Below are 22,688 nucleotides of genomic sequence, written 5' to 3'. Positions count from 1 at the left end.
GATGGCTATCGTTTTGACATATTGTGTGTTTGCGAAGATAAGAAATGAAAATCTTAAATTGCTGATTCGTCAGTCTCGCCTGTGCGAATTCGAATGACTTGTTCCACCGAAGTGACGAATATTTTGCCGTCACCAATCTTTCCGGTATGCGCTGCCTTAATGATGGCGTTCACAGCTGCATCTAGCAAAGCAGTAATAACCACCACTTCGATCTTAATCTTGGGCAAAAAATCAACTACATATTCTGCGCCGCGATACAACTCGGTATGTCCCTTTTGACGTCCGAATCCTTTCACGTCGGTCACAGTTAATCCGCTGACACCCAATTCCGATAGCGCTTCACGCACTTCGTCGAGCTTGAACGGCTTGATGATGGCTTCGATTTTTTTCATGGATATCCTCGATATATGATAGACGATGTAAGTATAGCTTATCTAAAAGCCGTCCTGATAACGAACGGTAATCGGATAGCGCCAGTCCTTGCCAAAGGCACGGTCAGTGATACGCACGCCAACGGGTGCCTGGCGGCGTTTGTATTCGTTGACGCGGATCATATTCACCACCTGATACACATCCGCCTCGATATATCCCTGTGCAACGATCTCAGCGATGGTTAAATTCTGCTCAACGTAACAGGACATTATTCCATCAAGCACATCGTAAGACGGCAAGCTATCCTGGTCGGTCTGATCGGGCTTTAATTCTGCACTGGGTGGTCGCGTGATGATGCGCTCCGGAATCACCCGGCTCAAATTGTTACGGTAAGTAGCCAAGCGATACACCCAAGTTTTGCTGACGTCTTTAAGCACAGAGAAACCGCCCGCCATATCGCCATACAAGGTGCAATAGCCGACGGTCATTTCCGATTTGTTGCCAGTTGTCAGCACCAAAGAGCCGAACTTGTTGGACAAGGCCATTAACAAATTGCCACGTATGCGAGCCTGTAAATTTTCCTCAGTGGTGTCAGAAGGCAGCCCCTTGAACAACCCATCTAATGTAGTGAGATAAGCGTCAAACATTGGCTTGATGTCCAATTCATCGTAGCGTACACCGAGTATGACGGCCATTTCGCGCGCATCATCCAGGCTAATTTGCGCGGTATAGGGTGATGGCATCATAACCGCATGCACCTTGTTTGCACCCAGCGCATCCACCGCTACCGCCAAGGTTAGCGCCGAATCGATACCACCGGATAAACCCAATAGCACACCGGGAAAGCGGTTCTTGCCGATATAGTCCCGCACTCCCAGGCACAGTGCGCGATAGATGCTGTCCTCATCTTTGTAGGCAGGAACTCTCTCACCAGTGATTAGCTTGCCGTCGTGAATTTCAATCAGTGCTAGCGTTTCTTCAAAAGAAACGAACTGATGCGTTAGCGCGCCGTGTGCATCCATCGCAAACGAAGCGCCATCGAACACTAACTCATCCTGTCCGCCCACCATATTGGCATAGATGACCGCCAAGCCGGTTTCACTGATGCGATCACGAATGGTTTTATAGCGCAATGGTTGTTTATCGACGTGATACGGTGAGGCGTTCAGCACCAATAATACCTGCGCGCCTGCTTCGCTTGCACGTTGCGCTGTACGATCACTCCAGATGTCTCTACAAATGTTAAGTGCAAATTTGATGCCCTGCATTTCAAATATGCAGGGAGATTGACCGGACGTGAAATAACGAAATTCATCGAATACACTGTGGTTCGGCAACTCATACTTGTGATAGGTGGCGATGATCTTGCCGTCGCGCAGGACGGAGGCGGCGTTGTAGCGCTTCTCGTCTACCTCGTGCGGATGCCCCACTACCACGGTGAGCCCCCAAATTTGTTGCGCAAGTTCATGCAATGCTTGGTCGCAGGTGCGGAAAAATCCAGTCCGTAACAGCAGGTCTTCTGGAGGATAACCGCATAAGCTCAACTCAGGCGTAAGTAGCAAAGTGGCTCCCTGTTGCTTGGCCAGTTCTGCATAAGCAAGGATCTTGGCAGAATTGCCAGCCAAGTCACCCAGCATGCAATTGATTTGTGCAACCGCAAGTTTCATATTGAGTTCAGAGTTCAAGTAGGTAATGGATGGGTATCATACCAACGTTTGCTAAAGGCCATAGCGTAGGCAAGCATTCATTGTCTTGAATAAAACCGCACTTCCTGTTTCAATCCGCCTGTAAACATAAAACGACGATGGATAAATATGATTCATGCAATAGTAAAGAGTCGGCATAATCGGTGGCAGCGGAATTTTATGACATTAATGAAGAGGTCAAGCCTTGACATCACGCATCCGGCCTAACGTTGTGTCAAGACTTGCCCCCTTGATGTTGCGTTGATTCCAGAAGAAGCTCCAAAGAAACGGGGTTTTTATAAGATGAACATTTAACAATTTTGGAATCAGAAATCAACTATGGCAATTAATTTTCATCCAGCGATAGGGACGATTGTAGCTTGTGATTTTAATGGATTAAATACTCCTGAAATGACAAAGCGTCGTCCGGTTATTATTATTTCGCCTCGATTTCGTAATCGAGATAGCTTATGCACTATTGTTCCAATAAGCACTACGCCGCCTTCAAAAATAATGCCGTATCACTATAAATTAATCCTTGATCCGCCTCTGCCTAAACCGTATAACAATCCTATATGTTGGGTAAAGGGAGACATGATTTATACTCTTGCAACAGAAAGAATGCATATGCTCTTTATTGGAAAGGATGAGAATGGAAAAAGAATTTATGACAACAGAATAGTCGAGGCGTGTGATCTTATAAAAATTCAAAAATGCATCCTTCACGGGCTTGGCTTATAGATTGACAAATCAACTTTTAGAGCCGATACTTGCTCTGTACCCGCTCTGCGAAAGCATCGGGCATGAGTCCATCGAAAGGTGGCCGCTACATTAGGAGATTGCAATCCGATGTAGTGTCTCAATGGGGCTATGTGGAAACGCATAGCCCTTTGCTTTGTTTGTTCCATAATATTTCAAACTGAACCTTTACCTAATAAAGGAGCCAAGTCTTGACATCACGCATCCGACCTAACGTTGTGTCAAGACTTGACCCCTTGATTTTCTTCTTAAAATGACGACGGACAAATATGACTCATGTACCAGAAAGAATCGGCATAATTGGTGGCAGCGGGATTTACGACATTAATAAAGGGGTCAAGCCTTGACATCACGCATCCGGCCTAACGTTGTGTCAAGACTTGACCCTTTATTTTGCTTGCCGATATAGGCGACATTGCTAGCTTATGAAAATGTTTTCTATATTACGTTAGAGCTTTCAGGCCACTATGCCCACACTTCCAATCATGACGAATACCGACTGGCTCACACTTGCACTCGTTGTCATCACGGCGTTCTACGCCTGGGCAACACTCAAGATTCTTCGTGCAAACGAATCCATGGTTTCAACGATGCGAGACCAACAAAACGCTGCAATGCGCCCCTACATCCTCGTGTCAGCGAGCGTGAGAACGGGAACACAGCTCTTCTATCTTTCCATCAAAAACATAGGCAAGACCGCCGCTCTTTGCCTGACGCTTGCCTTAGACAAAAGCTTCTATCAACTTGGTGAGAAGCGTGAGGAGCGCAATATCGCTAACAGCGTAGCGTTTTCGCGCGTTATCGACAGCCTGCCACCCGACGGACAACTCCTTTTCATGCTGGGCAACGGCCCGACGCTCTTCGGCGATTCGAATAATGAAGAGCTCTCGCCACTGCTGTTTCAAGTTACAGCCAAGTACATGTCAGGCTCCGAATCGATATCCGAAACATCGATTGTCGATCTCCGGCCATACATCAACACAGTTGTTCCGACTGACCCGATCGTCGAAGAGCTCGGAAAGCTGCGCGAAGAGTTCGTGAAACTATCCAAGTCGCTGGATAACAAGCTCTAACATGGCGGTCGACCTCGCTTCCTTCGGTCGCTAGGCGCTGCGCAATAAAGCCGCGCAGCGGTGGTCACCTCTACGTTGGGCAGAACCCACACAGTATTTTGCGTGGCTCCTATTTTTTCTAAATAATCAAGGGGTCAAGTCTTGACATCACGCATCCGGCCTAGCGTTGTGTCAAGGCTGGCCCCCTTGATTTCATGTTGGGCTTCGCAAGCTCAGCGCCAACCTACCGGGTGAAAAAGCTTGTCTTTAAAGACGGTATCTGCACTAGCCCAGGCTACGCTTGCTGAGTTCAAGTATGTAATGGATGGGTATCACGATTGCTAAAGGCAATACGTGGGCAAGCATTCATTGTCTTGAATAAAACCGTACTTCCTGTTTCAATCCGCTTGTAAACATAATAACGATTACGGACAAATATGATTCATGTACCAGAAAGAATCGGCATAATCGGCGGCAGCGGAATTTATGACATTGCCGGGTTGACCAACAAGCGCTGGGAAAAGATCACTTCGCCATTTGGAGAGCCATCCAGCGAGTTATTGTTTGGTGAGCTGGACGGCCACAATATTGTGTTTTTACCCCGACATGGTCGCGGACACAAAATTCCTCCGAGCGAGATTAATTTCCACGCCAATATCGACGTGCTGAAGCGGGTAGGGGTGACTGATGTTATTTCAGTTAGTGCCGTTGGTTCCTTGCGCGAGGACTTGCCGCCGGGAACGTTCGTAATTGTTGATCAATTTATTGACCGTACTTTTGCGCGCAACAAGTCTTTTTTTGGCACGGGATTGGTGGCGCATGTCTCCATGGCTCACCCTGTTTGCAAAAGGCTAGGCGACCATATTGAGATGGCCGCGAGAGAGGCAAATATCCCTATCGTTCGCGGCGGTACATATCTGGTTATGGAAGGGCCGCAGTTTTCCAGTCTGGCTGAATCGAATCTCTATCGTTCCTGGGGGTGCGATGTGATTGGCATGACCAATATGCCAGAGGCCAAGCTCGCCCGTGAAGCTGAGTTGTGCTACGCCACCGTGGCGATGGTGACTGATTATGATTGTTGGCATCCCGACCATGAGCATGTCACGGTAGGACAGATTATCAAGATGCTCACCGAAAATGCCGACAAGGCGAAAACGCTGGTAACGCACGTCGTTCCGAAAGTGCGCACTGATGCTCTGGCCGATGTCTGTAGCTGTCGCTCGACATTGGAATTCGCGCTCATTACTGCGCCGGAAGCGCGTGATGTAGCTATGATTGAAAAGCTGGATGCGGTTGCGGGTCGGGTGTTGAAGGGTAAGTCATGATGCCATCTGGTGAAGATGGCCTGCGCCAGCAGTTGCTAGATGTGTCCCAGCGTTTGCTTGATCTAGGATTGAATCGAGGTACGTCGGGCAATGCTGCCGTGCGATGTGGTGATTCCATGTTGATTACGCCGTCTGCGATGTCGGTGGCGAAAATGACCCCCGCCGACATGGTACGTATGGATTTGAATGGCAATGTTCTGTGCGGTGGCAAGCCTACCAGTGAGTGGCGCTTCCATCGTGATATTTTAGCCAGCCGTCCCGACGTGAGCGCTGTCATCCACACTCACTCAGCATTTGCCACTACGTTGGCCTGTTTGCGCAAGGATGTTCCAGCCGTGCATTACATGATCGCCGCAGCGGGATGCAATTTCATCCGTTGCACACCCTATGCGTTATTTGGCGAGCAGACGCTTTCAGACTATGCATTATTAGCACTGGAAGGCCGCAAGGCCTGCCTGCTGGCCAATCACGGCATGATTGCGCTGGGTTCGGATCCGGCCGATGCATTGGCGGTAGCCATTGAGGTCGAATTTTTGTGCGAGTTGTACTGGCGCGCTTTACAGGTTGGCGAACCGACCATTCTTACGCCGCAACAAATGCACGACGTGCAAGAAAAATTCGTCGATTACAAAAAACACACCTAACAATCCTGAAGAATTATGCCTATCAAATCTCATATTCGTACCATTCCGCACTACCCCAAGCCGAATATCATGTTCCGCGATATCACCTCCCTCCTTAAGGATCCGATAGGTTTCAAGATCACTATAAACGAGTTGGTACATCGCTATGCAGATATGAAAATTGATAAAGTGATGGGTATCGAGGCACGAGGTTTTATAGTTGGAGCGCCGCTGGCGTATGCCTTAGGTAAAGGTTTTGTACCGATTCGAAAAAAAGGCAAGTTACCTGCAGAAACTATAGGGCAGGACTACGAACTGGAATATGGTACGGATCGTATTGAAATTCATGCCGACGCGATTACTCCGGGCGAAAGGGTATTGCTTGTGGATGATCTAATCGCTACCGGCGGGACGGCGGAGGCGGCAACCAGACTGATCGAAAAAATTGGCGGCAAAATTGTTGAATGCTGCTTCGTCATCGACCTCCCGGATATTGGTGGACGTAAACGCTTGGAGAAAAAAGGATACAGTGTGTTTGCGTTGTGCGACTTTGAGGGTGATTGAATGCATGGTCATTCATTTTTGAGATGTCATTATGAAAGTTGAAACTCTGCGTTGGTCGGATGGTGTGCTGGAGATGATAGACCAGCGCATTTTGCCTGCAACGTTTATTTACCTGCAATTCGATTCTGCCGCTTCTGTAGCCGAAGGCATCCGCAGCATGGTAGTGCGCGGTGCTCCAGCCATCGGCGTGGCGGCAGCCTACGGCGTGGCGCTGGAGGCATTGCGTTTGCTCGCTGTTACTGACGAACTTTTTCAGCGCGGTATGAATGAAGGTATTAATACGCTGGCTCAAAGCAGGCCGACTGCGGTCAACTTATTTTGGGCGTTATCACGCATGAAGCAAGTATGGCAGGGCGTGGCGAGTGAAACCAACACGCAAGTAGCTATGCACCTGTTGGCCGAGGCGCATGAAATTTTTGCCGAAGATATTCGCATCAATCGCACTTTGGGGTCGCATGGTGCCGAGCTGTTGCGGGACGGCGCGCATGTATTGACTCATTGCAATGCCGGAGCGCTGGCTACCGCTGGTCATGGCACTGCGTTGGGTATCATTCGATCCGCCGTGGAAGCAGGGAAAAAAATTTCCGTGATTGCTGACGAAACTCGTCCCTTCCTGCAAGGTGCGCGCTTGACCGCGTGGGAGATGGTGCAGGAAAAAATTCCGGTGACCCTCATCACGGATAATACGGCCGGTTTCATGATGAGTCGCGGTGAAGTGGATGCTGTAGTGGTCGGCACAGATCGTGTGGCCGCAAATGGCGATGTAGCCAACAAGATAGGCACTTATATGGTCGCCGTGCTGGCACAACGCCACCACATTCCATTCTATGTGGCCTGCCCACTTTCCACGATAGACATGTCTATCGCAAGCGGTAAGGATATTCCCATCGAAGAACGTCATCCAGACGAGGTAAAGGGCTTCAGGGATTTCCACTGGGCAGCACAGGGTGTGCAGATACGCAACCCTTCGTTTGATATTACACCTGCTGAATTGGTTACAGCGCTGATTACCGAAAAGGGAGTGATTCACCAACCTGATGTAAAAAAATTGCGCGTCCTGTTCAACTGAAGGGGAATGCCAAGTTTTTCTGTGAACTGATACACGTCATTTACGTTAAACTCGTTACTCTGGTCGGCGTGTGTTTATATTGCTTGTCCCAAACAAAACTTGATTTTTGTTTCAGAATTGAATATTTTATTCGTTGTTACGGGCATATCAATTAGCTCTTGACAATTAATACTCGCGCACTATATTAAAAACTTACTCAGGGCAATTTAGAGAGGTAATGCATGCGGCAGCATTTTTTATGCCGTAATAACGATGGGGCCAATATGAAAAGAATTGTACAGTTTGTGATCTTGTTTTTAACATTAAACAGTTATGTTTCAGCAGAAGAATTGTCAACCGTAATAGATAGTCTGGAACAAATACATAAGCAAGCAGAGGCCGGTGATGCCAGCGCTCAGGCTCGTCTTGGAGAGCTATATGCCAACGGTGTAGGTGTATCTATAGATGCCAACAAATCCGTAGAATGGTATCGGAAAGCTGCAGCTCAAGGGTATCCCGAGGCTCAGTATCAACTTGGTGCAATGTATGGCAGTGGTGAAGCTGTGACTAGTGTGAATAAAGATCCCAGCAAAGCCGCAGAGTGGTATCAAAAGGCTGCAGCACAGGGACATCCCAAGGCCGAGTTTGAACTCGGGTCTATGCATCTCAAAGGCGAAGGCGTAACGAGAGATGCCACCAAGGCCGTGGAATGGTTTAAAAAAGCGGCAGCACAGGGACATGCCCAAGCACAGAGCGAACTCGGGTGGATGTATCAAAATGGTAAGGGCGTGGCACGGGATAGTGTGTTGGCCTATGCATGGCACGATTTAGCTGTTGCACATGGTAATGACAATGCAAAAAAATTGCGCGACTTAACCAACTTGAATTATGCCCAACGCGCCGAAGCAAGGGAGCTCTCCGCAAATTGGAAGCTAGGACAGGTATTGAGTCGGTAATGGAATTGATTTTTAAATGTCGACATTGTTGATTAACTATCCAGCCTCATATTCAATCCGAGCTACGTGAAAGCACACTGCCGATTAACTTTTTCTTTGTGCGAAAGCCAAAGCAGGCTAGAGAATATATCTAGAGGTGCAGGTGGGTAATGTGTTTTAACGCTTTCAACGTAGCAATCCTTATCAGTAAGATAAATCGCTTTTGCATTTACACTACTTCGTAAGTCGGCAGATATAATGAATTTGAATGAGGTCTAAAAATGTCATTGATACATATGTATATGCGTATTACAGTAAAATTATTCTTTACATTGTTGCTTGCTGTTGCAGTGAGTGTGTTTGGTCAGTCAATGTCATCAGCAAGTCAGGAAGAAGCAGAGTATCTGGCGCAATTAAAAATGCATGCTGAATCTGGTAATGCTAACGCACAGTATGATTTAGCGTGGCTGTACGATACAGGTGATGATAGTAAAATTTTGGCCAAGGATGTCCGCAAGGCCGCAGAGTGGTATGAAAAAGCTGCAATACAAGGTCACGCCAAGGCACAAACTGGCCTTGGTTTACTGTATGTCAACGGCAATGGTCTGCCTAAGGATTATGTCAAGGGTGTAGATTGGCTGCAGAAGGCAGCGGCGCAGGGGGATCCAGAGGCGCAGTTACACCTTGGTTGGCTGTACCGCGACAACAAGGGCATACCGGAGGATCCCGCCAAGGCCTTGGTATGGTGGCAAAATGCGGCAGATCGAGGCTATGCCGAAGCGCAATTCATCCTCGGAGTAATCTACAGCAATGGCGAAATTGTCCCGAGGAATATTGACAAAACAATTGAGTATTGGGAGAAGGCAGTAATGCAGGGGTATCCGAGAGCACAGTTAAATCTCGGGTCAATGTACTACTTTGGCAAAGGCGTGCCCAAAGATGTCGTCAGGGCTGCGAAGTTATGGCAGAAAGCAGCTGCGTTTGGAAATGCCGATGCACAGTACAACCTCGCTTTGGCGTACTACACAGGTATTGGAATGCAAAAGGATGAGTTTCTGTCCTATGTGTGGTCCAATCTGGCGGTCGAATATGGTGGTCACGAAAGTGCAAAAAAATTACGCGATTCAATTATATTGACTCCAGAGCAACGCAAGACAGCTGGTGAAATGTTTGTGAATTGGCAGATAGGGAAGGTTTATCAATAACGATATTCGTATCGGATGTTAGCGCGCTTATAAACACTGGGCTCATTTTGATTTGCTTAAAAAAGCAATTGAATAGCGTATCAATTTAATACTGCTCTATGCAGACAGTACAACACACTACTACCCTTGGTAGCCTTTCAGGCCAGGCTGCTGAGGGTCTTGCGGAATCTACTCAGAGATAGAGCAAACAGGACGCTTCCAATCACGACAAGAGAGAGCATCTGCGGCCAAACCACTTCGAGTCCGGCGCCGCGATAGAGGATCGCTTGGGCGGCGGCGACGAAGTGTGTGGTCGGCGCGACCAGCATCATGTTTTGTGCGAATTCGGGCATGCTCTCGCGTGGCGTCGAACCACCTGACAGCATCTGTAGCGGCAGTAGCGTCAGTATTATTAGCAGGCCGAATTGCGGCATGGAGCGTGCGATGGTCGCCATGAATATACCCATAGATGTGGTAGCGAACAGGTGTAGCGTGGTGCAGACAAGGAACAACGGCACCGAGCCTTCGATCGGCACCTGCAAGGCACCTTGAACGATAAAAGCCAGGGAGAACGCCGTCGCCAGTAAGACCACCAGCCCCATTGACCAGACCTTGGACAGCATAATCTCTCCGGGCGTTACCGGCATCACCAGCAAGTGTTCGATTGTACCGTGCTCGCGTTCGCGGATCAGGGCTGCTCCGGTAAGGATGATCGACAGCATGGTGACACTATTGATAATCTCCATTAGCGAACCAAACCAGGCTGGCGTCAGGGCGGGGTTGAAGCGTACACGCAATGCCAGATCTACCGGCGGTGCGGGGCTGTTGCGGTAACGCTGGACGAATTCGTTCACTTCACCGAGTACGATCTGCTGGATGTAGCCGCTACCGGTGAAAGCCTGGCTCATGCGCGTGGCGTCCACGTTGAGCTGGACCGTAGGTGAACGTCCCGCCAGCACGTCGCGCTGGAATTCTGGTGGAATGTCGAGCACGAAGGTGTACTCGCCCGCGTCCAGGCCCGGATCGACCTCGGCCAACGACACCATAACCGGTGGCATGAAGTGTGGAGGATAAAAAGCTGAGGTGATGCGCGCCGACAGTGGCGAGCCATCCTCATCGACGATGGCGATCGCCGCTTTGTGCAAGGAATCCGGCATTGCGGTAGCGGCGATGTAGATCGCCAGCGTGAAGGTATAGACAATCAATACCAGCATGGCCGGATCGCGTAGCAGGTTCCATAGCTCCTTGATACCCAGGCGGTAGATGTTGGAAACATGGTTCATTATCAGCTGTCCTGCTTTCTTAGCAGAGCGATTGACAGACCAACTATTACCAAGTCGGCCAGTAGCATTGGTCCGAAATATGCGTGTAGGTCGGATAAATCCAAGGCCTTGCTGAACACGCCACGACTGATAGTAAAAAAGTGCGAAGCTGGGTATATCTGCCCGATTATTTTCCCTGTTCCTTCCAGTGAGGACACGGGGTTTAACAATCCGGCAAACTGCATTGCCGGGAGCATTGTGCCGAGCATAGTCGCGAATATCGCCGCGATCTGGCTGCGGGTGAAAGTGGAGGCAAATAGGCCGAAGCCGGTGGAAAAGATATTAAAAATCAGCGCTGCCAGCGCCAGCGTGAAGAAGCTGCCGGTGATTGGAACACCGAACGCCGTGACGGCGAGCAAAGCCATCAACATGAAACTCACCATTGCCAAAACGACGTAAGGTAGCTGCTTGCCGAGCAGGAACTCAGTGCGGGTAACCGGGGTGACGTAAAAATTAATGATCGAACCCAACTCTTTTTCACGCACTACTGACAACGCAGTCAGCATTGCCGGAATCATCAGTAACAGAAGCGGGATAACTGCCGGAACCATCGACGGGAGACTCTTTACGTCGGGGTTGTAACGAAAGCGTGTTTCAATAGTGGCCGAACCATTAGTAGCATCCTGGCCGAGCCGGGTCTTCGCCATATCGAGCAGCCAGCCCTGATGCATACCCTGCACGTAGCCTTGTACCGTTTCTGCCCGTGCTGGCATCGCACCATCGATCCAGGCGCCGATCTGCACTGGTTTGCCACGCTGCACGTCACGAGCGAAACCGGACGGTATCTCAATGGCAAGTGACAGTTCACCGCTGCGCATGCGCCGGTCCAAATCTATGTAGCTGGTAATCGGCGGGTGTTCGATAAAATAACGCGAGCCGGAGAGATTCAACGAGTAATTGTGGCTTAGTGTAGTCTGGTCACGATCAAGTATGGCGTAGCTCAGATCCTCCACATCCTGGCTGACGCCGTAGCCGATGATAAACATCAGGATCAGGCTACCGAGCAGCGCCATTGTCCCGCGCATCGGGTCGCGTTGCAGTTCAAGCGATTCGCGCAGTGTGTAGCTGAACGCACGCGCAATACTGAAGTGTCGGCGCGATTTGCGCGGCTGACCAGAAGCCTGATCGGCGGCGACGGGAACGGGAGCGGGCTGCTTGACTCCAGCACCGACGTCCTCCAGATAACCGATAAAGGCCTGTTCCAATGTCGCTACCCCACGCTTCTCCAACAGCCCGGATGGTGTACCGCTGGCCACCACTTGCCCGGCATGCATCAACGAAATACGATCACAGCGTTCGGCCTCGTTCATAAAGTGAGTCGAAATGAAGATCGTGATTTTGTCCTTACGTGCCAGGTCGATCATCAACTGCCAGAACTTATCGCGCGCGATCGGGTCGACGCCAGAGGTTGGTTCATCGAGGATCAGTAATTCCGGAGCATGTACCATTGCCACCGCTAGCGACAAACGCTGGCGGATGCCCAGCGGCAGGTTGTTTGGCAAAACGTCGGAAACGCCACCAAGGTCGAAACGAGCCACCATCTCTTCGATCCGTGGCGGAATCTCCCCCTCCGGCATATTGAACAGGCGTGCATGCAGCACCAGGTTTTGGCGCACAGTTAGCTCGGAGTACAGCGAGAAGGCCTGAGACATATAACCGACGCGCCGACGCGTAGCAATGTCGTGTGGATCCACCTCGTGTCCGAAAAGCCAGGCTTGGCCCTCGCTAGCCGGCAGCAGGCCGGTAAGCATTTTCATCGTGGTAGATTTTCCGCAGCCGTTGGAGCCGAGAAATCCAAAAATCTCACCGCGGCGGATGCGAAAGTTAACATGATCAACCGCCGTGAAGTCTCCAAAGCGCATGGTCAAGTCGCGTGCCTCTATGGCAATCTCTTTGTCTTCATCATCGGCAAGTGGTGGGACCACGACTGCGCGGTGGCCGTGTTTTCGTTCTTCCGGCAACAGCGCAATGAAGGCAGCTTCCAGCGACGAGGTGCCGGTCCGTTCATGCAGCTCGCGTGGCGTGCCGGTGGCCAAAATTTTGCCTGCATCCATCGCCACCAGCCAGTCAAACCGCTCGGCCTCATCCATGTAGGCGGTAGCGACGATTACGCTCATTCCCGGACGTTGGTTGCGGATGCGTGTGACCAGTTCCCAGAACTGACTGCGCGCTAGCGGATCGACACCAGTGGTCGGTTCGTCCAGGATCAGTAGCTCCGGGTCGTGGATCAGCGCGCAGCACATGCCCAGTTTTTGTTTCATGCCGCCGGATAATTTTCCCACCGGACGGTTTAGAAAAGAACTTAGGCCGGTGCTGGTGGCGAGTTCGTCAATACGCTGCCGCCTCTCAAGTGCGTTGTGTCCGTACAGGCGACCGAAAAATTGCAGATTTTCCTCAACCGACAGGGTTGAATACAGATTCTTGCCCAATCCCTGTGGCATATAGGCTATATACGGACAGACCTCGTTGCGTTGGCGTGCACTGGACATGTCGCTCCCGAGTGCTTCTACTCGGCCCTGCTGAATTGCATGCGCACCGGCCACCAGAGACATCAGGCTGGATTTGCCGACGCCGTCCGGGCCGATCAGGCCAACCATGCAGCCGGAAGGAATATCCAGATCGATCATATTCAGTGCCAGCGTTTTGCCATAACTCAGGCTGACGCCAGCAAGGCGGGCGACAGGCACTTTATCGATGGCAGTGGGGGTCATTTTGGAGCCTGGATTGTCAGTTCCTTCGGCCATTCAGCCTGCGGGTTCAATTTGAGCCATGCCACACCGGGCAGGCCAGTCTTGACCTGCTTCAAGTGCTGCTTCAGCAGTTCGCGGTCAATATTGGCCTTCACCCGAAACATCAATTTTTGCCGCTCACTAGCTGTTTCCACGGTCTTCGGCGTGAACTGCGCGGTACTGGCGACGAATGAAACCTTGGCTGGGATGACATAGCTAGGCGCAGCGTCGAGCACGATGTGCACCTCACTGCCGAGCGCCACTTTGCCCGCGACTGTCTCCGGCAAGAAAAAAATTATGTACACATCGCTAAGGTCTATAAGATTGAGTACCTTACCGCCGGCACTGACTATCTCGCCGGGCTGGGCCACGCGAAACTGGACTCGTCCGTCGCGCGGCGCCTTGAGTTCATTATCGGCGATATCAACGCGAATGCGCTCGACGGTCGCGGCGGCAGCCTCGGCAGCAGATTCAGCACCAAGAATTTGAGCGCTTCCCGTGGCAATCGCCGCATCGGCGGCTGCTACCTGTGCTTTGGCCGCTGCAATTGCTGCTTCGGCACTGCGCACGCGGGTGCGATCATCGTCAGCCTCCTGACTTGATGCGCCCCCTTCTTGCACTAGCGCGGCTGAGCGCGCCGACCGACTGCGGGCAGCCGTGCGTTCAGCGGTACGCTGTATAACCACGGCTTGCGCCGCCACACGTTCAGCCTTGCGCTGCGCGAGTTGGCTGCGTGCGATCGTAATGGCATTATGAGCCTGCTGTGCCTGCGCCTCGGCTTGACGCAGTTGCGCATTGATTGAGTCGGAATCAATATGCGCCAGAACCTGTCCGGCCTTCACGAAATCGCCGTCATTGACAAGGATATCCTTGATGCGACCAGCGGAACGGGCTGCCACGTCAATCTCGGTTGCCTCAATGCGCCCGTTACCGCTGACGAAAGCATCACTGTTGTTATCTTTGCTCAGGAATTGTTTCGCCAGGAATCCCACTACGATCACGGCTATGATCACAGCTGCGATTCGCACGAGCCACGTCTTGCTCAACCCCTTCATTGGTTTACTCCTCTTTGCGGTATGTCTTCCTTACTCATTGTTACTGCCTCCACCGCCCAGAACCGAATACAGATTTATGCTGCTGGCAAGATAGGCACGTCGTGTCTGCACGAGCGCTTGCTCAACGGCAAACAGTTCGCGTTCGGCATCCAGCACCTCCAGATAAGTGGTGGCACCTTGCTGGTAACGCAAGGCAACGATACGGCTCCGTTCACGTTGAGCCTCAAGAGAAGTGCGTTGCGCCTGAATCTGCTCGGTCAGCCAATGCCGCTCGGCCAGCACATCGGCTACTTCGCGAAAGGCGTTCTGTACGCTGCGTTCATACTCGGTTATCGCCGAGTTATACTGTGCGCGCGCTAAATCGAGACCGGCTCGGTTGCGACCGCCGTCGAAGAGAGGCAGCGTGATGCTGGGCATGAAGTTCCAGTTACGACTGTTTCCCGAAAAAAGACCATCGAGTTCAGTGCTGGCAAGGCCAAGTGAGCCGGTAAGTGTGATACGCGGAAAGAACGCCGCGCGGGCGGCACCAATGTTGGCATTGGCCGCCTTCAGGCGGCGTTCGGCTGCCCGCAGGTCCGGACGCTGAATCAACATGTCGGAAGGCAGGCCAGCGTCGATGCTATGCACAAACACTGCCTCGATACTGCTGAGCGAACGATGCTCGGCCGGCAGTGAACTACCAGCCAGAAACTCAAGCGCATTGCGGTTCTGTTCGCGCAAACGCTGCAGTACAGCCAATTCAGCTTGAGCCTGGCTGAGAAGGATTTCGGCCTGGATGGCGTCCACACGGGCAGCTGAACCGACTTCAAAGCGCCTTCGCGCGATGCGCGCGGATTGCTGTCGTGTCTTGATGGTGCGCTCGGCGAGATCGATGCGTTCGTCGAGTTCGCGTTCAATCAGGTAGCTGCTTGATACCTGCGCAATCACAGTGACCTGAACGGCGTGGCGGGCTTCGTCGGTGGCCAAGTAAGTCTCCAGGGCGGCAATCTCCAAGCTGCGCAGGCGGCCCCAAAAATCAAGTTCCCATGCACTTGCAATCAGCCCTGCCTGGAACTGATTCAACAACAATTGGTTCGATGCACCATCGCGCTGAATAGGTAGCACACCAGCTGGCATCCCGAGACGGGTGACGGAAGCACTGCCGCTGATGTTGGGCCGCCGATTTGCCTGTTGAATACCATAGCGTGCCCGTGTCTCTTCAACGCGACGCATGGCCAATATAAGATCGCGGTTGTTGGCAAGCGCGGTTGAAATCAAGGCCCGGAGTTTCTCGTCGCCAAAGTAGGTCTGCCAGCTAATGGTTGCTACCGGGACATTTGCGGAACCTGCCGGGGCAGATCTGGGGAAGGTTGAAGCAATGGGCGGCTGGGGTTTTTCATATGCGGGGATTTGCGTACAACCCACAATAATCAACGCTGCAAGTAACGAAATGGGGAAATTACTTTTATTCATCCTTAAAATCATCTAAAAACGCAACATTGCGCACAGTATACGCCGAACAGTTGAAAAAACTCTATATATGGTTTAGTCCAGCACAATTGTTGACAAGCCGTACCCATGCAACATTTGCAACGGTTAGCTTGTGCTATGTTATCTTTCGGGACGCATTTGTGGAAATAAAATTACATCGCGGATGCTGGGACTATTAGTGAGCAGCATCACCAGCCGGTCTATACCAATGCCTTCCCCAGCGGTGGGCGGCAGACCATATTCCAGTGCGCGAATGTAATCGCTGTCCTTGAACATGGCTTCTTCGTCACCGGCCTCTCTAGCCGTTACCTGCGCATCGAAGCGCGCCTCCTGGTCTTCTGGGTCATTCAACTCGGAGAAGCCATTGGCAATTTCGCGTCCAACCATAAACAGTTCAAAACGTTCGGTAATTTCTGGGCACGTATCGCTGCGGCGCGCCAGTGGCGAGACTTCTGCAGGGTAGTCAATAATAAAAGTTGGCTCAAATAGCTGATGCTCGGTCAACTCTTCAAACAGTGAAAGTTGAAGTCCTCCCACGCCATCCGTTGCCCTGTATTTGGTCTTCAGTTCTTGTAATTCGCTGATAAGAAAATCGCGGTCACTCAACTGTGCGTCAGAAAACTGCGGATGATATTTCTGGATTGCCTGTGCAATCGTCAGGCGATGAAACGGTTTTCCCAAATCAAGCTCACGCCCTTGATAGGAAACCACAGTGGTACCTAGCACCTTGCGCGCCACTTCGCTGAACAACTTTTCGGTAAAGTCCATCAGATAACGATAATCCCGATAGGCTTCATAAAACTCGATCATGGTGAACTCGGGGTTATGTCGCGTTGAAAGCCCCTCGTTACGAAAGTTGCGGTTGATTTCGAATACTTTCTCAAAGCCACCCACTACCAGCCGCTTAAGATAAAGCTCGGGCGCGATGCGAAGATAGAGCTGCATATCCAGGGCATTGTGATGCGTGGTAAAGGGCTTGGCTGATGCGCCACCGGGAATGGAATGCATCATAGGCGTCTCGACTTCGAGATAATTGTGGCGTATGAAAAATTCCCGTATAGCCTGGATTACCTTCGAGCGGATGATAAATGTATTGCGCGTATCCTCATTGGTGATGAGGTCCACATGTCGTTGACGGTATTTTTGTTCCTGGTCACTCAGACCGTGAAACTTTTCCGGTAGCGGGCGTAGTGCTTTAGTCAACAAACGCAGCCCAGCCACGCGCACAGAAAGTTCACCGGTCTTAGTTTTAAACAACACACCTGTTGCACCAAGAATGTCGCCCAGATCATAGTGCTTGAATGCATCATGCACTGCTTCGCCAGCATCGCTATTGTTAATGAACAGCTGGATGCGTCCGCTCATGTCTTGCACGGTAGCAAAGCTGGCTTTGCCCATTACGCGCTTCAACATCATGCGCCCAGCTACAACCACACTGATATGGGCTGTTTCCAATTCATCGTGGCTCATTGCTCCGTAAGCAGAATGCAAATCACCGGCAAGATTTTTGCGCTCAAAATCATTTGGGAAAGCGATGCTTTCTTTGCGCAGTGCAGTGAGCTTGGCGCGACGCTCGGTGATGATTTGATTTTCGTCTTGTTGAGGGTTGGTTGGTTCGGTAGTCATGATGTTCGGATAGATTAGGATCAATAAATTAGGAGTACTTCTACAGACGCAGGATTGTGGCACGAATGCCACGTTACTTGCAATTTAAGCAATGGACATGCGAAGAGGAGGGGGCGTCACTATGCTTTGCTCTTTATCGTCATACAAATTTGAACAGCGCAAATCAGGACATGGAAAAACTCTCGTGGCACAGCTAATACATCTCAATGGAGTTAGGTGCAACTGCGTTTTTACACGGTCTGGATCCAAAGCGCTCTACCCTGAAATGGAAATCGTGGGCTGAGCCGTTTTTATTTTCTGCGATCGTTGTTACATTCTGCCTGTAACCGATTGTTTCAGATAACAGAATTTTAAGCGCGTTCAGTCAATGTCATCATACCGTCGGTTTATTGTATTCGACTGGCGGACGGATTGAACTGAAGTGTGAAGGTTCCACATGCCAGATAGGAGCCATTGCCAATCACCGGTTGTGTTGTCGCTGTTGCCGTAGTACCGGGCGCAAGCCCAAACGTGACAAATGACACTTGGCCCGTTTTTACACCATCGACAATCACGTCGAAGGAGAGAGCCGGAGAAACTGCGACATCGCTCAAATTGGTAAATGACAACGTAGCTTGGCAAATAATGCTAATGATGGGGCTGAATGCCATAGAGTTGAGCCGAATACCTTGGAAGTCAAAAGGAAAGCGACCAATCTGAATCGGTTCAGTGGCAAACACCTGCCTGGTAATCGCCTTCGATCCTGATACACCGTTGATCGTGTAATTCATCGTGCCAGTATTGGTATCTGTAAACGCTAAATTAATCGTCCCAACCGAAGTTACAATCTTATTAGCGTTGCTCCATGGCAGTGGCAGCGCTGCTCCCCCCGTCACCGTATATAAATCGCCAGTGCAACCATCGGCCGCCACTACACAATTGGAAGCGACGTACCACGTGGGCCTCCCCTCAAAATCGAAGGTATAAAGCGTCGCGAAAATTACACCAAATTGTTGAGTAATTCCAACACCCCAGCCGGATTCATTCTGATTCCACCATAAACCTGTCATTGGTGATATCGTGGTATAAACGGTAAAGCCGGTCGAGCCAGCCATAGGCGATACAAGTAGAAACGCCAGCGCCATCATTGTTCCAAAGCAAGCGCGCAGCTTGCGAGCAATAGCAATTTGAAAGACGCCATGAATATTTTTTGCATGTGTCGATATAATGTTTTTCATATTTGTCTATGCCATCTGCGTTGTTAATTAATTTTTTATAGCAAACAATGCAAACATTTTGGTCTGATTTCGTGGGATTTACAAGCAGCAGCTAGACTATTTTGTGTAGTGTGGCGAACTGTGCAAACGCCTCAAAATCCTCGATTGGCAGCGGTCGGCTGAAAAAATAGCCTTGGTAGGCATGGCAGCCTATACTGGTTAAAAAGTTGCGTTGCTGCTCAGTTTTAACTCCTTCAGCGATCGCCCCCAACCCGAGGCTCTGAGCAAGCGCCACAATAGTACGGACAATAGCCACATCGTTGGGATTGCTGAGCACGACGCGCACAAACGACTTGTCGATCTTCAACTGGTTCAGCGGTAGACGCTTCAAGTAGGTAAGCGAGGAATAGCCAGTGCCGAAATCGTCCAGTGAAAACCCCACACCACTGGCTTTTAGCACGAACATTTTTTCGATGATATCCTCCACATTGTCCACCAGCAGGCTCTCAGTCAGTTCCAGTTTGAGTCGATTCGGATTGGCGCCTGTTTGGTTGATTGCTGTCATCGTCTGCTCGCTGCAAGGCAATGGGTTGGCTTATTTGTGCAATGGTACAACGAAGAACACCGACACAGCGCCATCAACTTCGTGACCCCGGCAGAGCGCCATGCTGGCTTCGATACCGCATTATTGGAGAAGCGTGCCATCGTCTACGAGGCGGCAAAGAACAGATGCCCTGAGTGTTGGAGCGGGGCCACACGAAATTGGCAGCCGGTTCTCGTTGTGCGCCTGAATCCAGATCAACACATCGCCAAAAAAGGCGAAAATATAGAAGCAGTTTTAAAGCTCAAAATGGCAGCATAATTGCAAACTGTCAGGCGACAACTAGGTTGACAATTACCGGAGCTGGGCTTTCAGATATAATCGCTTACTCTTTAGCACTCGACATTATTAATATGGAAGCCGAACAACTCAACGTCATCACCAACCAGTTACAAGACCTCCGTGTTCGCAGCACCGAACTACGGAGGTATCTTTGACTTCGATGGCAAACAAGAACGGCTAGCCGAAGTCAAAATCCTCGCCGAAGACCCTACCATCTGGCAGGACAACAAACGCTCTCAAGAACTGGGGCGCGAGCGCAAGATGCTGGAAGGCATTGTTCTCACCTTGAATCAGCTGCATCAAGATCTCGATGATACAGCCGAGTTATTTGAAATGGCGTTGGCGGAAAATGACGATGCCAGCCTCGACAGCATCGTGCAGGATGTGGAACAAATGGAAAAGACTGTGGCGGACATGGAATTTCGCCGCATGTTTTCCAAACCCATGGATTCCAATAACTGCTTCCTCGACATCCAGGCAGGATCTGGTGGCACCGAAGCGCAAGATTGGGCTTCGATGCTGCTGCGCATGTACCTGCGCTATTGCGAAAAAAAGAGCTTTCAGGTGGAAGTGCTGGAGCAGTCCGATGGCGAAGTAGCCGGTATCAAAGGTGCCGTACTCAAGGTGACTGGCGACTATGCTCACGGCCATTTGCGCACCGAGACTGGCGTACACCGACTGGTGCGCAAGTCCCCATTCGACTCCGGGAACCGCCGCCACACTTCGTTTTCCAGCGTATTTGTCTATCCTGAAGTGGATGAATCCATCGAAATCGAAATCAATCCAGCAGACCTGCGCGTGGATACTTATCGGGCAAGCGGTGCGGGTGGACAACATATCAACAAGACCGACTCAGCGGTGCGCATCACCCATGCACCCACTGGCATTGTAGTGCAATGCCAGAGCGACCGCTCGCAGCACCGCAACCGCGCCGAAGCCATGGCAATGCTGAAGTCGCGCCTGTATGAAACCGAACTGCGCAAACGCAATGCCGAAAAACAGGAAATGGAAGATGGGAAAACCGACATTGGTTGGGGACATCAAATCCGGTCTTACGTGCTGGATCAATCACGCATCAAGGATCTGCGCACTAATGTGGAAATCGGCAACACTCAAGGTGTGCTGGACGGAGACCTGGATGAATTTATTTGTGCCAGTTTGAAGCAAGGGGTGTAATCAGGTTACGCTGGCGAATGCCAATAATTCAGACGCGTAGCATAACGTGTGTCTGTCACAACTTACTTTAGTAGCTGCTTTGTTTAATCTTCCAAACTCAAACCGACTGAAGCACTACAACAAAATATTGAAAGAGCAGCTCAACGAGTTGGAACATAAAATCTTACACACCGAAGATATGTTCAAAGCACAATTTCCCTTTTTACTCAGCTGTTGCCCAGCACCATCATGCGCAATCTCGCTACCGACATCGTCGGCGTTTAACCCACCGTCCGCGAATTAAAAAGCGGTTTTCTCGTGTTTCAAGACATTTAGAAGGTCAAAGCTTGGCTCAAAGACATGCGACTGCAGCCAAAAAAGATTATTTTGACTGCCTTTTTCGAACTATGGTGAGCAAGCGAGTAGACTATGGCAACGTTTCCGCAATAGATAAACATATTGCCACAAACCTATTTCCTTTCCAGTATCATCAATATATGCAATTGATTTACTAATCGCTTTCCTGGCGAATTTTCGGACGATTTTCCGCTCCGGCCTGATGAAATACCGAAAAGAAGCTGCGACCATTCGAATTCATGACGGCCTACATCAACGGTAAATAGGAGGAAAGCAAGGTTGTTGACGCCGACCGTAAGCTGAATTAGCTTTAACTATTATGCCGTCAGCGTATTTAGCCTATTCTGCGATTTCTAGTTACTACTTATTTAAAAAACACACACCAAAATCGATAAAAATTTATCGGTTGGTCTTTCAGGATTTCTTAACATAATGGATATGGTAAGTTTATCTTTCCTGCTATTTTTAGCCGCGCTGGGCTGGTTCTGGTTTGACAGCCTACGCGCCCTTGAGATCGCCAGGAATATGGGAAAGCAAGTCTGCCGCAATTATAATTTGCAATTTCTCGACGACACGGTTGCCAACATAGGAATATCTCTGGCTCGCGACAAGACTGGGCGACGAGTGTTGCGACGCACCTATCGTTTTTTATTCAGCGAGACCGGTAACACCCGGCTTGAAGGGCAACTGGTCTTGCTAGGCGACAAAGTCGAATCAGTAACAATGGAACCCTATCAAATAATGTCCTGAGCAGATAGCCTTCAAGTGGATTCGCATCATCTTCTACTTCTGGCTTACTTATACGCCAGAGTATGAATCAACATATTCAATACCAACATCTTGAAGCGTCGCGGTTAACACGGTGAAAAATCTCAGCGTAAGGCCTTGGCCCGAGTGTTCCGGGAGAAAGATATCGTCGCCAGCAACGACGGTCACGTGATGTTCCGTTATCGCCTTGCCAAGACGGGGAAGAGGGAACGGCGAACCGTACCCGCCCCGCTTGCCGCACGGGATACATGCTGACCATGTAAGCGATACGCACTTTTGACAAGTGCCGGGGTGTCAGTGCCCACAAGCGGAGCGATTCATTCGTCTGAAATCTGGCGAAGTAGGCGAATAAACGTCCGAATCGGGCATCACCTTTGGATACGGTCCCTATGAAACGGGCGTTCAACCGCCCGTTATCCTGATAGAGCTTCAAACCAGAACCATTCACAAAAAGATATTCTCTATGAGGCCACTCGAGCACTCGGGGCCGGGCTCGTCCAACAAACGGTTTAGATTGTGACTCGTTTCGCGATCACAATGTCGGGTAGCCAGGCGCGGTCACCCGCGCCCAGCCCCCTAA

At 50.5% G+C, this 22,688-nt stretch carries 20 protein-coding genes; 11 read left to right on the top strand and 9 right to left on the bottom strand.

Annotated elements, in window-relative coordinates; translation table 11 throughout:
* Window positions 1-53 precede the first annotated feature (53 nt).
* Window positions 54-392, bottom strand: coding sequence for a P-II family nitrogen regulator (locus MJ769_RS05705; RefSeq protein WP_239235066.1), 339 nt, complete (start codon window positions 390-392; stop codon window positions 54-56).
* Window positions 393-434: 42 nt separating this feature from the next.
* Window positions 435-2,039 carry an NAD+ synthase gene (locus tag MJ769_RS05700; RefSeq protein ID WP_239235064.1) on the bottom strand — a complete coding sequence of 535 codons (1,605 nt, stop codon included), beginning with the start codon at window positions 2,037-2,039 and terminating at the stop codon, window positions 435-437.
* Between the two features lie 357 nt (window positions 2,040-2,396).
* Here MJ769_RS05700 and MJ769_RS05695 point away from each other — a divergent pair, with 357 nt between their 5' ends.
* The 8 genes from MJ769_RS05695 to MJ769_RS05660 all read left to right on the top strand — a co-directional run bounded on the left by MJ769_RS05695 (window position 2,397) and on the right by MJ769_RS05660 (window position 9,568).
* Entirely contained in the window at window positions 2,397-2,798 is a 402-nt protein-coding gene (locus MJ769_RS05695) for a type II toxin-antitoxin system PemK/MazF family toxin (RefSeq protein ID WP_239235062.1), read from the top strand.
* A 485-nt stretch (window positions 2,799-3,283) separates the two neighbouring features.
* Window positions 3,284-3,889 carry a hypothetical protein gene (locus MJ769_RS05690; protein WP_239235060.1) on the top strand — a complete coding sequence of 202 codons (606 nt, stop codon included), beginning with the start codon at window positions 3,284-3,286 and terminating at the stop codon, window positions 3,887-3,889.
* A 416-nt stretch (window positions 3,890-4,305) separates the two neighbouring features.
* Entirely contained in the window at window positions 4,306-5,193 is an 888-nt protein-coding gene (locus MJ769_RS05685) for an S-methyl-5'-thioadenosine phosphorylase (RefSeq protein WP_239235058.1), read from the top strand.
* Window positions 5,190-5,837, top strand: a complete 648-nt coding sequence (locus tag MJ769_RS05680; RefSeq protein WP_239235056.1) for a class II aldolase/adducin family protein — start codon at window positions 5,190-5,192, stop codon at window positions 5,835-5,837. Before MJ769_RS05685 ends, MJ769_RS05680 begins: the two co-directional genes overlap by 4 nt.
* Before the next feature lie 15 nt (window positions 5,838-5,852).
* Window positions 5,853-6,380: an adenine phosphoribosyltransferase gene (locus MJ769_RS05675; RefSeq protein ID WP_239235054.1), complete on the top strand. Its 528-nt coding sequence runs from the start codon at window positions 5,853-5,855 to the stop codon at window positions 6,378-6,380.
* A 31-nt stretch (window positions 6,381-6,411) separates the two neighbouring features.
* Window positions 6,412-7,449 (top strand): S-methyl-5-thioribose-1-phosphate isomerase, encoded by a 1,038-nt coding sequence (mtnA, locus tag MJ769_RS05670; RefSeq protein ID WP_239235052.1) that lies wholly within the window; start codon window positions 6,412-6,414, stop codon window positions 7,447-7,449.
* Window positions 7,450-7,712: 263 nt separating this feature from the next.
* Window positions 7,713-8,384 carry a tetratricopeptide repeat protein gene (locus MJ769_RS05665; protein WP_239235051.1) on the top strand — a complete coding sequence of 224 codons (672 nt, stop codon included), beginning with the start codon at window positions 7,713-7,715 and terminating at the stop codon, window positions 8,382-8,384.
* A gap of 260 nt (window positions 8,385-8,644) precedes the next feature.
* Entirely contained in the window at window positions 8,645-9,568 is a 924-nt protein-coding gene (locus MJ769_RS05660) for a tetratricopeptide repeat protein (protein ID WP_239235049.1), read from the top strand.
* 137 nt (window positions 9,569-9,705) lie between these two features.
* Here the strand turns inward: MJ769_RS05660 and MJ769_RS05655 are convergent, their stop codons facing one another.
* From MJ769_RS05655 to MJ769_RS05625, 7 genes are all read right to left on the bottom strand, one after another.
* Window positions 9,706-10,830 carry an ABC transporter permease gene (locus tag MJ769_RS05655; protein ID WP_445083074.1) on the bottom strand — a complete coding sequence of 375 codons (1,125 nt, stop codon included), beginning with the start codon at window positions 10,828-10,830 and terminating at the stop codon, window positions 9,706-9,708.
* Window positions 10,831-10,832: 2 nt separating this feature from the next.
* Complete coding sequence (gene rbbA / locus MJ769_RS05650) at window positions 10,833-13,580, bottom strand: ribosome-associated ATPase/putative transporter RbbA (RefSeq protein ID WP_239235089.1); 2,748 nt, start codon at window positions 13,578-13,580, stop codon at window positions 10,833-10,835.
* Entirely contained in the window at window positions 13,577-14,653 is a 1,077-nt protein-coding gene (locus MJ769_RS05645; protein ID WP_239235048.1) for an HlyD family secretion protein, read from the bottom strand. The genes rbbA and MJ769_RS05645 overlap by 4 nt, the downstream gene beginning before the upstream one ends.
* A 30-nt stretch (window positions 14,654-14,683) precedes the next feature.
* Window positions 14,684-16,105 carry an efflux transporter outer membrane subunit gene (locus MJ769_RS05640; protein WP_239235046.1) on the bottom strand — a complete coding sequence of 474 codons (1,422 nt, stop codon included), beginning with the start codon at window positions 16,103-16,105 and terminating at the stop codon, window positions 14,684-14,686.
* 138 nt (window positions 16,106-16,243) lie between these two features.
* On the bottom strand, window positions 16,244-17,749 hold the full coding sequence (gene lysS / locus MJ769_RS05635; protein ID WP_239235044.1) for a lysine--tRNA ligase: 1,506 nt from the start codon (window positions 17,747-17,749) through the stop codon (window positions 16,244-16,246).
* Between the two features lie 386 nt (window positions 17,750-18,135).
* Window positions 18,136-18,966, bottom strand: a complete 831-nt coding sequence (locus MJ769_RS05630; RefSeq protein ID WP_239235042.1) for a hypothetical protein — start codon at window positions 18,964-18,966, stop codon at window positions 18,136-18,138.
* Window positions 18,967-19,057: 91 nt separating this feature from the next.
* Window positions 19,058-19,510 (bottom strand): EAL domain-containing protein, encoded by a 453-nt coding sequence (locus MJ769_RS05625; protein WP_320412147.1) that lies wholly within the window; start codon window positions 19,508-19,510, stop codon window positions 19,058-19,060.
* Window positions 19,511-19,546: 36 nt separating this feature from the next.
* Here MJ769_RS05625 and MJ769_RS05620 point away from each other — a divergent pair, with 36 nt between their 5' ends.
* The 3 genes from MJ769_RS05620 to MJ769_RS05610 all read left to right on the top strand — a co-directional run bounded on the left by MJ769_RS05620 (window position 19,547) and on the right by MJ769_RS05610 (window position 22,090).
* Window positions 19,547-19,807, top strand: coding sequence for a hypothetical protein (locus tag MJ769_RS05620; RefSeq protein ID WP_445083073.1), 261 nt, complete (start codon window positions 19,547-19,549; stop codon window positions 19,805-19,807).
* 92 nt (window positions 19,808-19,899) lie between these two features.
* Window positions 19,900-21,004, top strand: a protein-coding gene (gene prfB, locus MJ769_RS05615) for a peptide chain release factor 2 (protein ID WP_239235087.1) whose coding sequence is annotated in 2 segments (ribosomal slippage) — window positions 19,900-19,980 and window positions 19,982-21,004 — 1,104 coding nt in all. Because the reading frame shifts where the segments join, the coding sequence is not laid out codon by codon here.
* Between the two features lie 768 nt (window positions 21,005-21,772).
* Window positions 21,773-22,090 (top strand): DUF3301 domain-containing protein, encoded by a 318-nt coding sequence (locus MJ769_RS05610; protein WP_239235040.1) that lies wholly within the window; start codon window positions 21,773-21,775, stop codon window positions 22,088-22,090.
* The last annotated feature ends 598 nt before the right edge of the window (window positions 22,091-22,688 follow it).

This window comes from Candidatus Nitrotoga sp. BS (assembly GCF_927797785.1).
Taxonomy (GTDB): Bacteria; Pseudomonadota; Gammaproteobacteria; order Burkholderiales; family Gallionellaceae; genus Nitrotoga.
The sequence above is the reverse complement of the archived record's forward strand: the minus strand, read 5'-3'. Positions and strand labels throughout refer to the sequence as shown.

What these genes read in the sequence shown, in the direction of transcription:
- MJ769_RS05705 (WP_239235066.1), bottom strand. Translation starts at nt 392, where the DNA reads ATGAAAAAAATCGAAGCCATCATCAAGCCGTTCAAGCTCGACGAAGTG.
- MJ769_RS05700 (WP_239235064.1), bottom strand. Translation starts at nt 2,039, where the DNA reads ATGAAACTTGCGGTTGCACAAATCAATTGCATGCTGGGTGACTTGGCT.
- MJ769_RS05695 (WP_239235062.1), top strand. Translation starts at nt 2,397, where the DNA reads ATGGCAATTAATTTTCATCCAGCGATAGGGACGATTGTAGCTTGTGAT.
- MJ769_RS05690 (WP_239235060.1), top strand. Translation starts at nt 3,284, where the DNA reads ATGCCCACACTTCCAATCATGACGAATACCGACTGGCTCACACTTGCA.
- MJ769_RS05685 (WP_239235058.1), top strand. Translation starts at nt 4,306, where the DNA reads ATGATTCATGTACCAGAAAGAATCGGCATAATCGGCGGCAGCGGAATT.
- MJ769_RS05680 (WP_239235056.1), top strand. Translation starts at nt 5,190, where the DNA reads ATGATGCCATCTGGTGAAGATGGCCTGCGCCAGCAGTTGCTAGATGTG.
- MJ769_RS05675 (WP_239235054.1), top strand. Translation starts at nt 5,853, where the DNA reads ATGCCTATCAAATCTCATATTCGTACCATTCCGCACTACCCCAAGCCG.
- mtnA (WP_239235052.1), top strand. Translation starts at nt 6,412, where the DNA reads ATGAAAGTTGAAACTCTGCGTTGGTCGGATGGTGTGCTGGAGATGATA.
- MJ769_RS05665 (WP_239235051.1), top strand. Translation starts at nt 7,713, where the DNA reads ATGAAAAGAATTGTACAGTTTGTGATCTTGTTTTTAACATTAAACAGT.
- MJ769_RS05660 (WP_239235049.1), top strand. Translation starts at nt 8,645, where the DNA reads ATGTCATTGATACATATGTATATGCGTATTACAGTAAAATTATTCTTT.
- MJ769_RS05655 (WP_445083074.1), bottom strand. Translation starts at nt 10,830, where the DNA reads ATGAACCATGTTTCCAACATCTACCGCCTGGGTATCAAGGAGCTATGG.
- rbbA (WP_239235089.1), bottom strand. Translation starts at nt 13,580, where the DNA reads ATGACCCCCACTGCCATCGATAAAGTGCCTGTCGCCCGCCTTGCTGGC.
- MJ769_RS05645 (WP_239235048.1), bottom strand. Translation starts at nt 14,653, where the DNA reads ATGAAGGGGTTGAGCAAGACGTGGCTCGTGCGAATCGCAGCTGTGATC.
- MJ769_RS05640 (WP_239235046.1), bottom strand. Translation starts at nt 16,105, where the DNA reads ATGAATAAAAGTAATTTCCCCATTTCGTTACTTGCAGCGTTGATTATT.
- lysS (WP_239235044.1), bottom strand. Translation starts at nt 17,749, where the DNA reads ATGACTACCGAACCAACCAACCCTCAACAAGACGAAAATCAAATCATC.
- MJ769_RS05630 (WP_239235042.1), bottom strand. Translation starts at nt 18,966, where the DNA reads ATGAAAAACATTATATCGACACATGCAAAAAATATTCATGGCGTCTTT.
- MJ769_RS05625 (WP_320412147.1), bottom strand. Translation starts at nt 19,510, where the DNA reads ATGACAGCAATCAACCAAACAGGCGCCAATCCGAATCGACTCAAACTG.
- MJ769_RS05610 (WP_239235040.1), top strand. Translation starts at nt 21,773, where the DNA reads ATGGATATGGTAAGTTTATCTTTCCTGCTATTTTTAGCCGCGCTGGGC.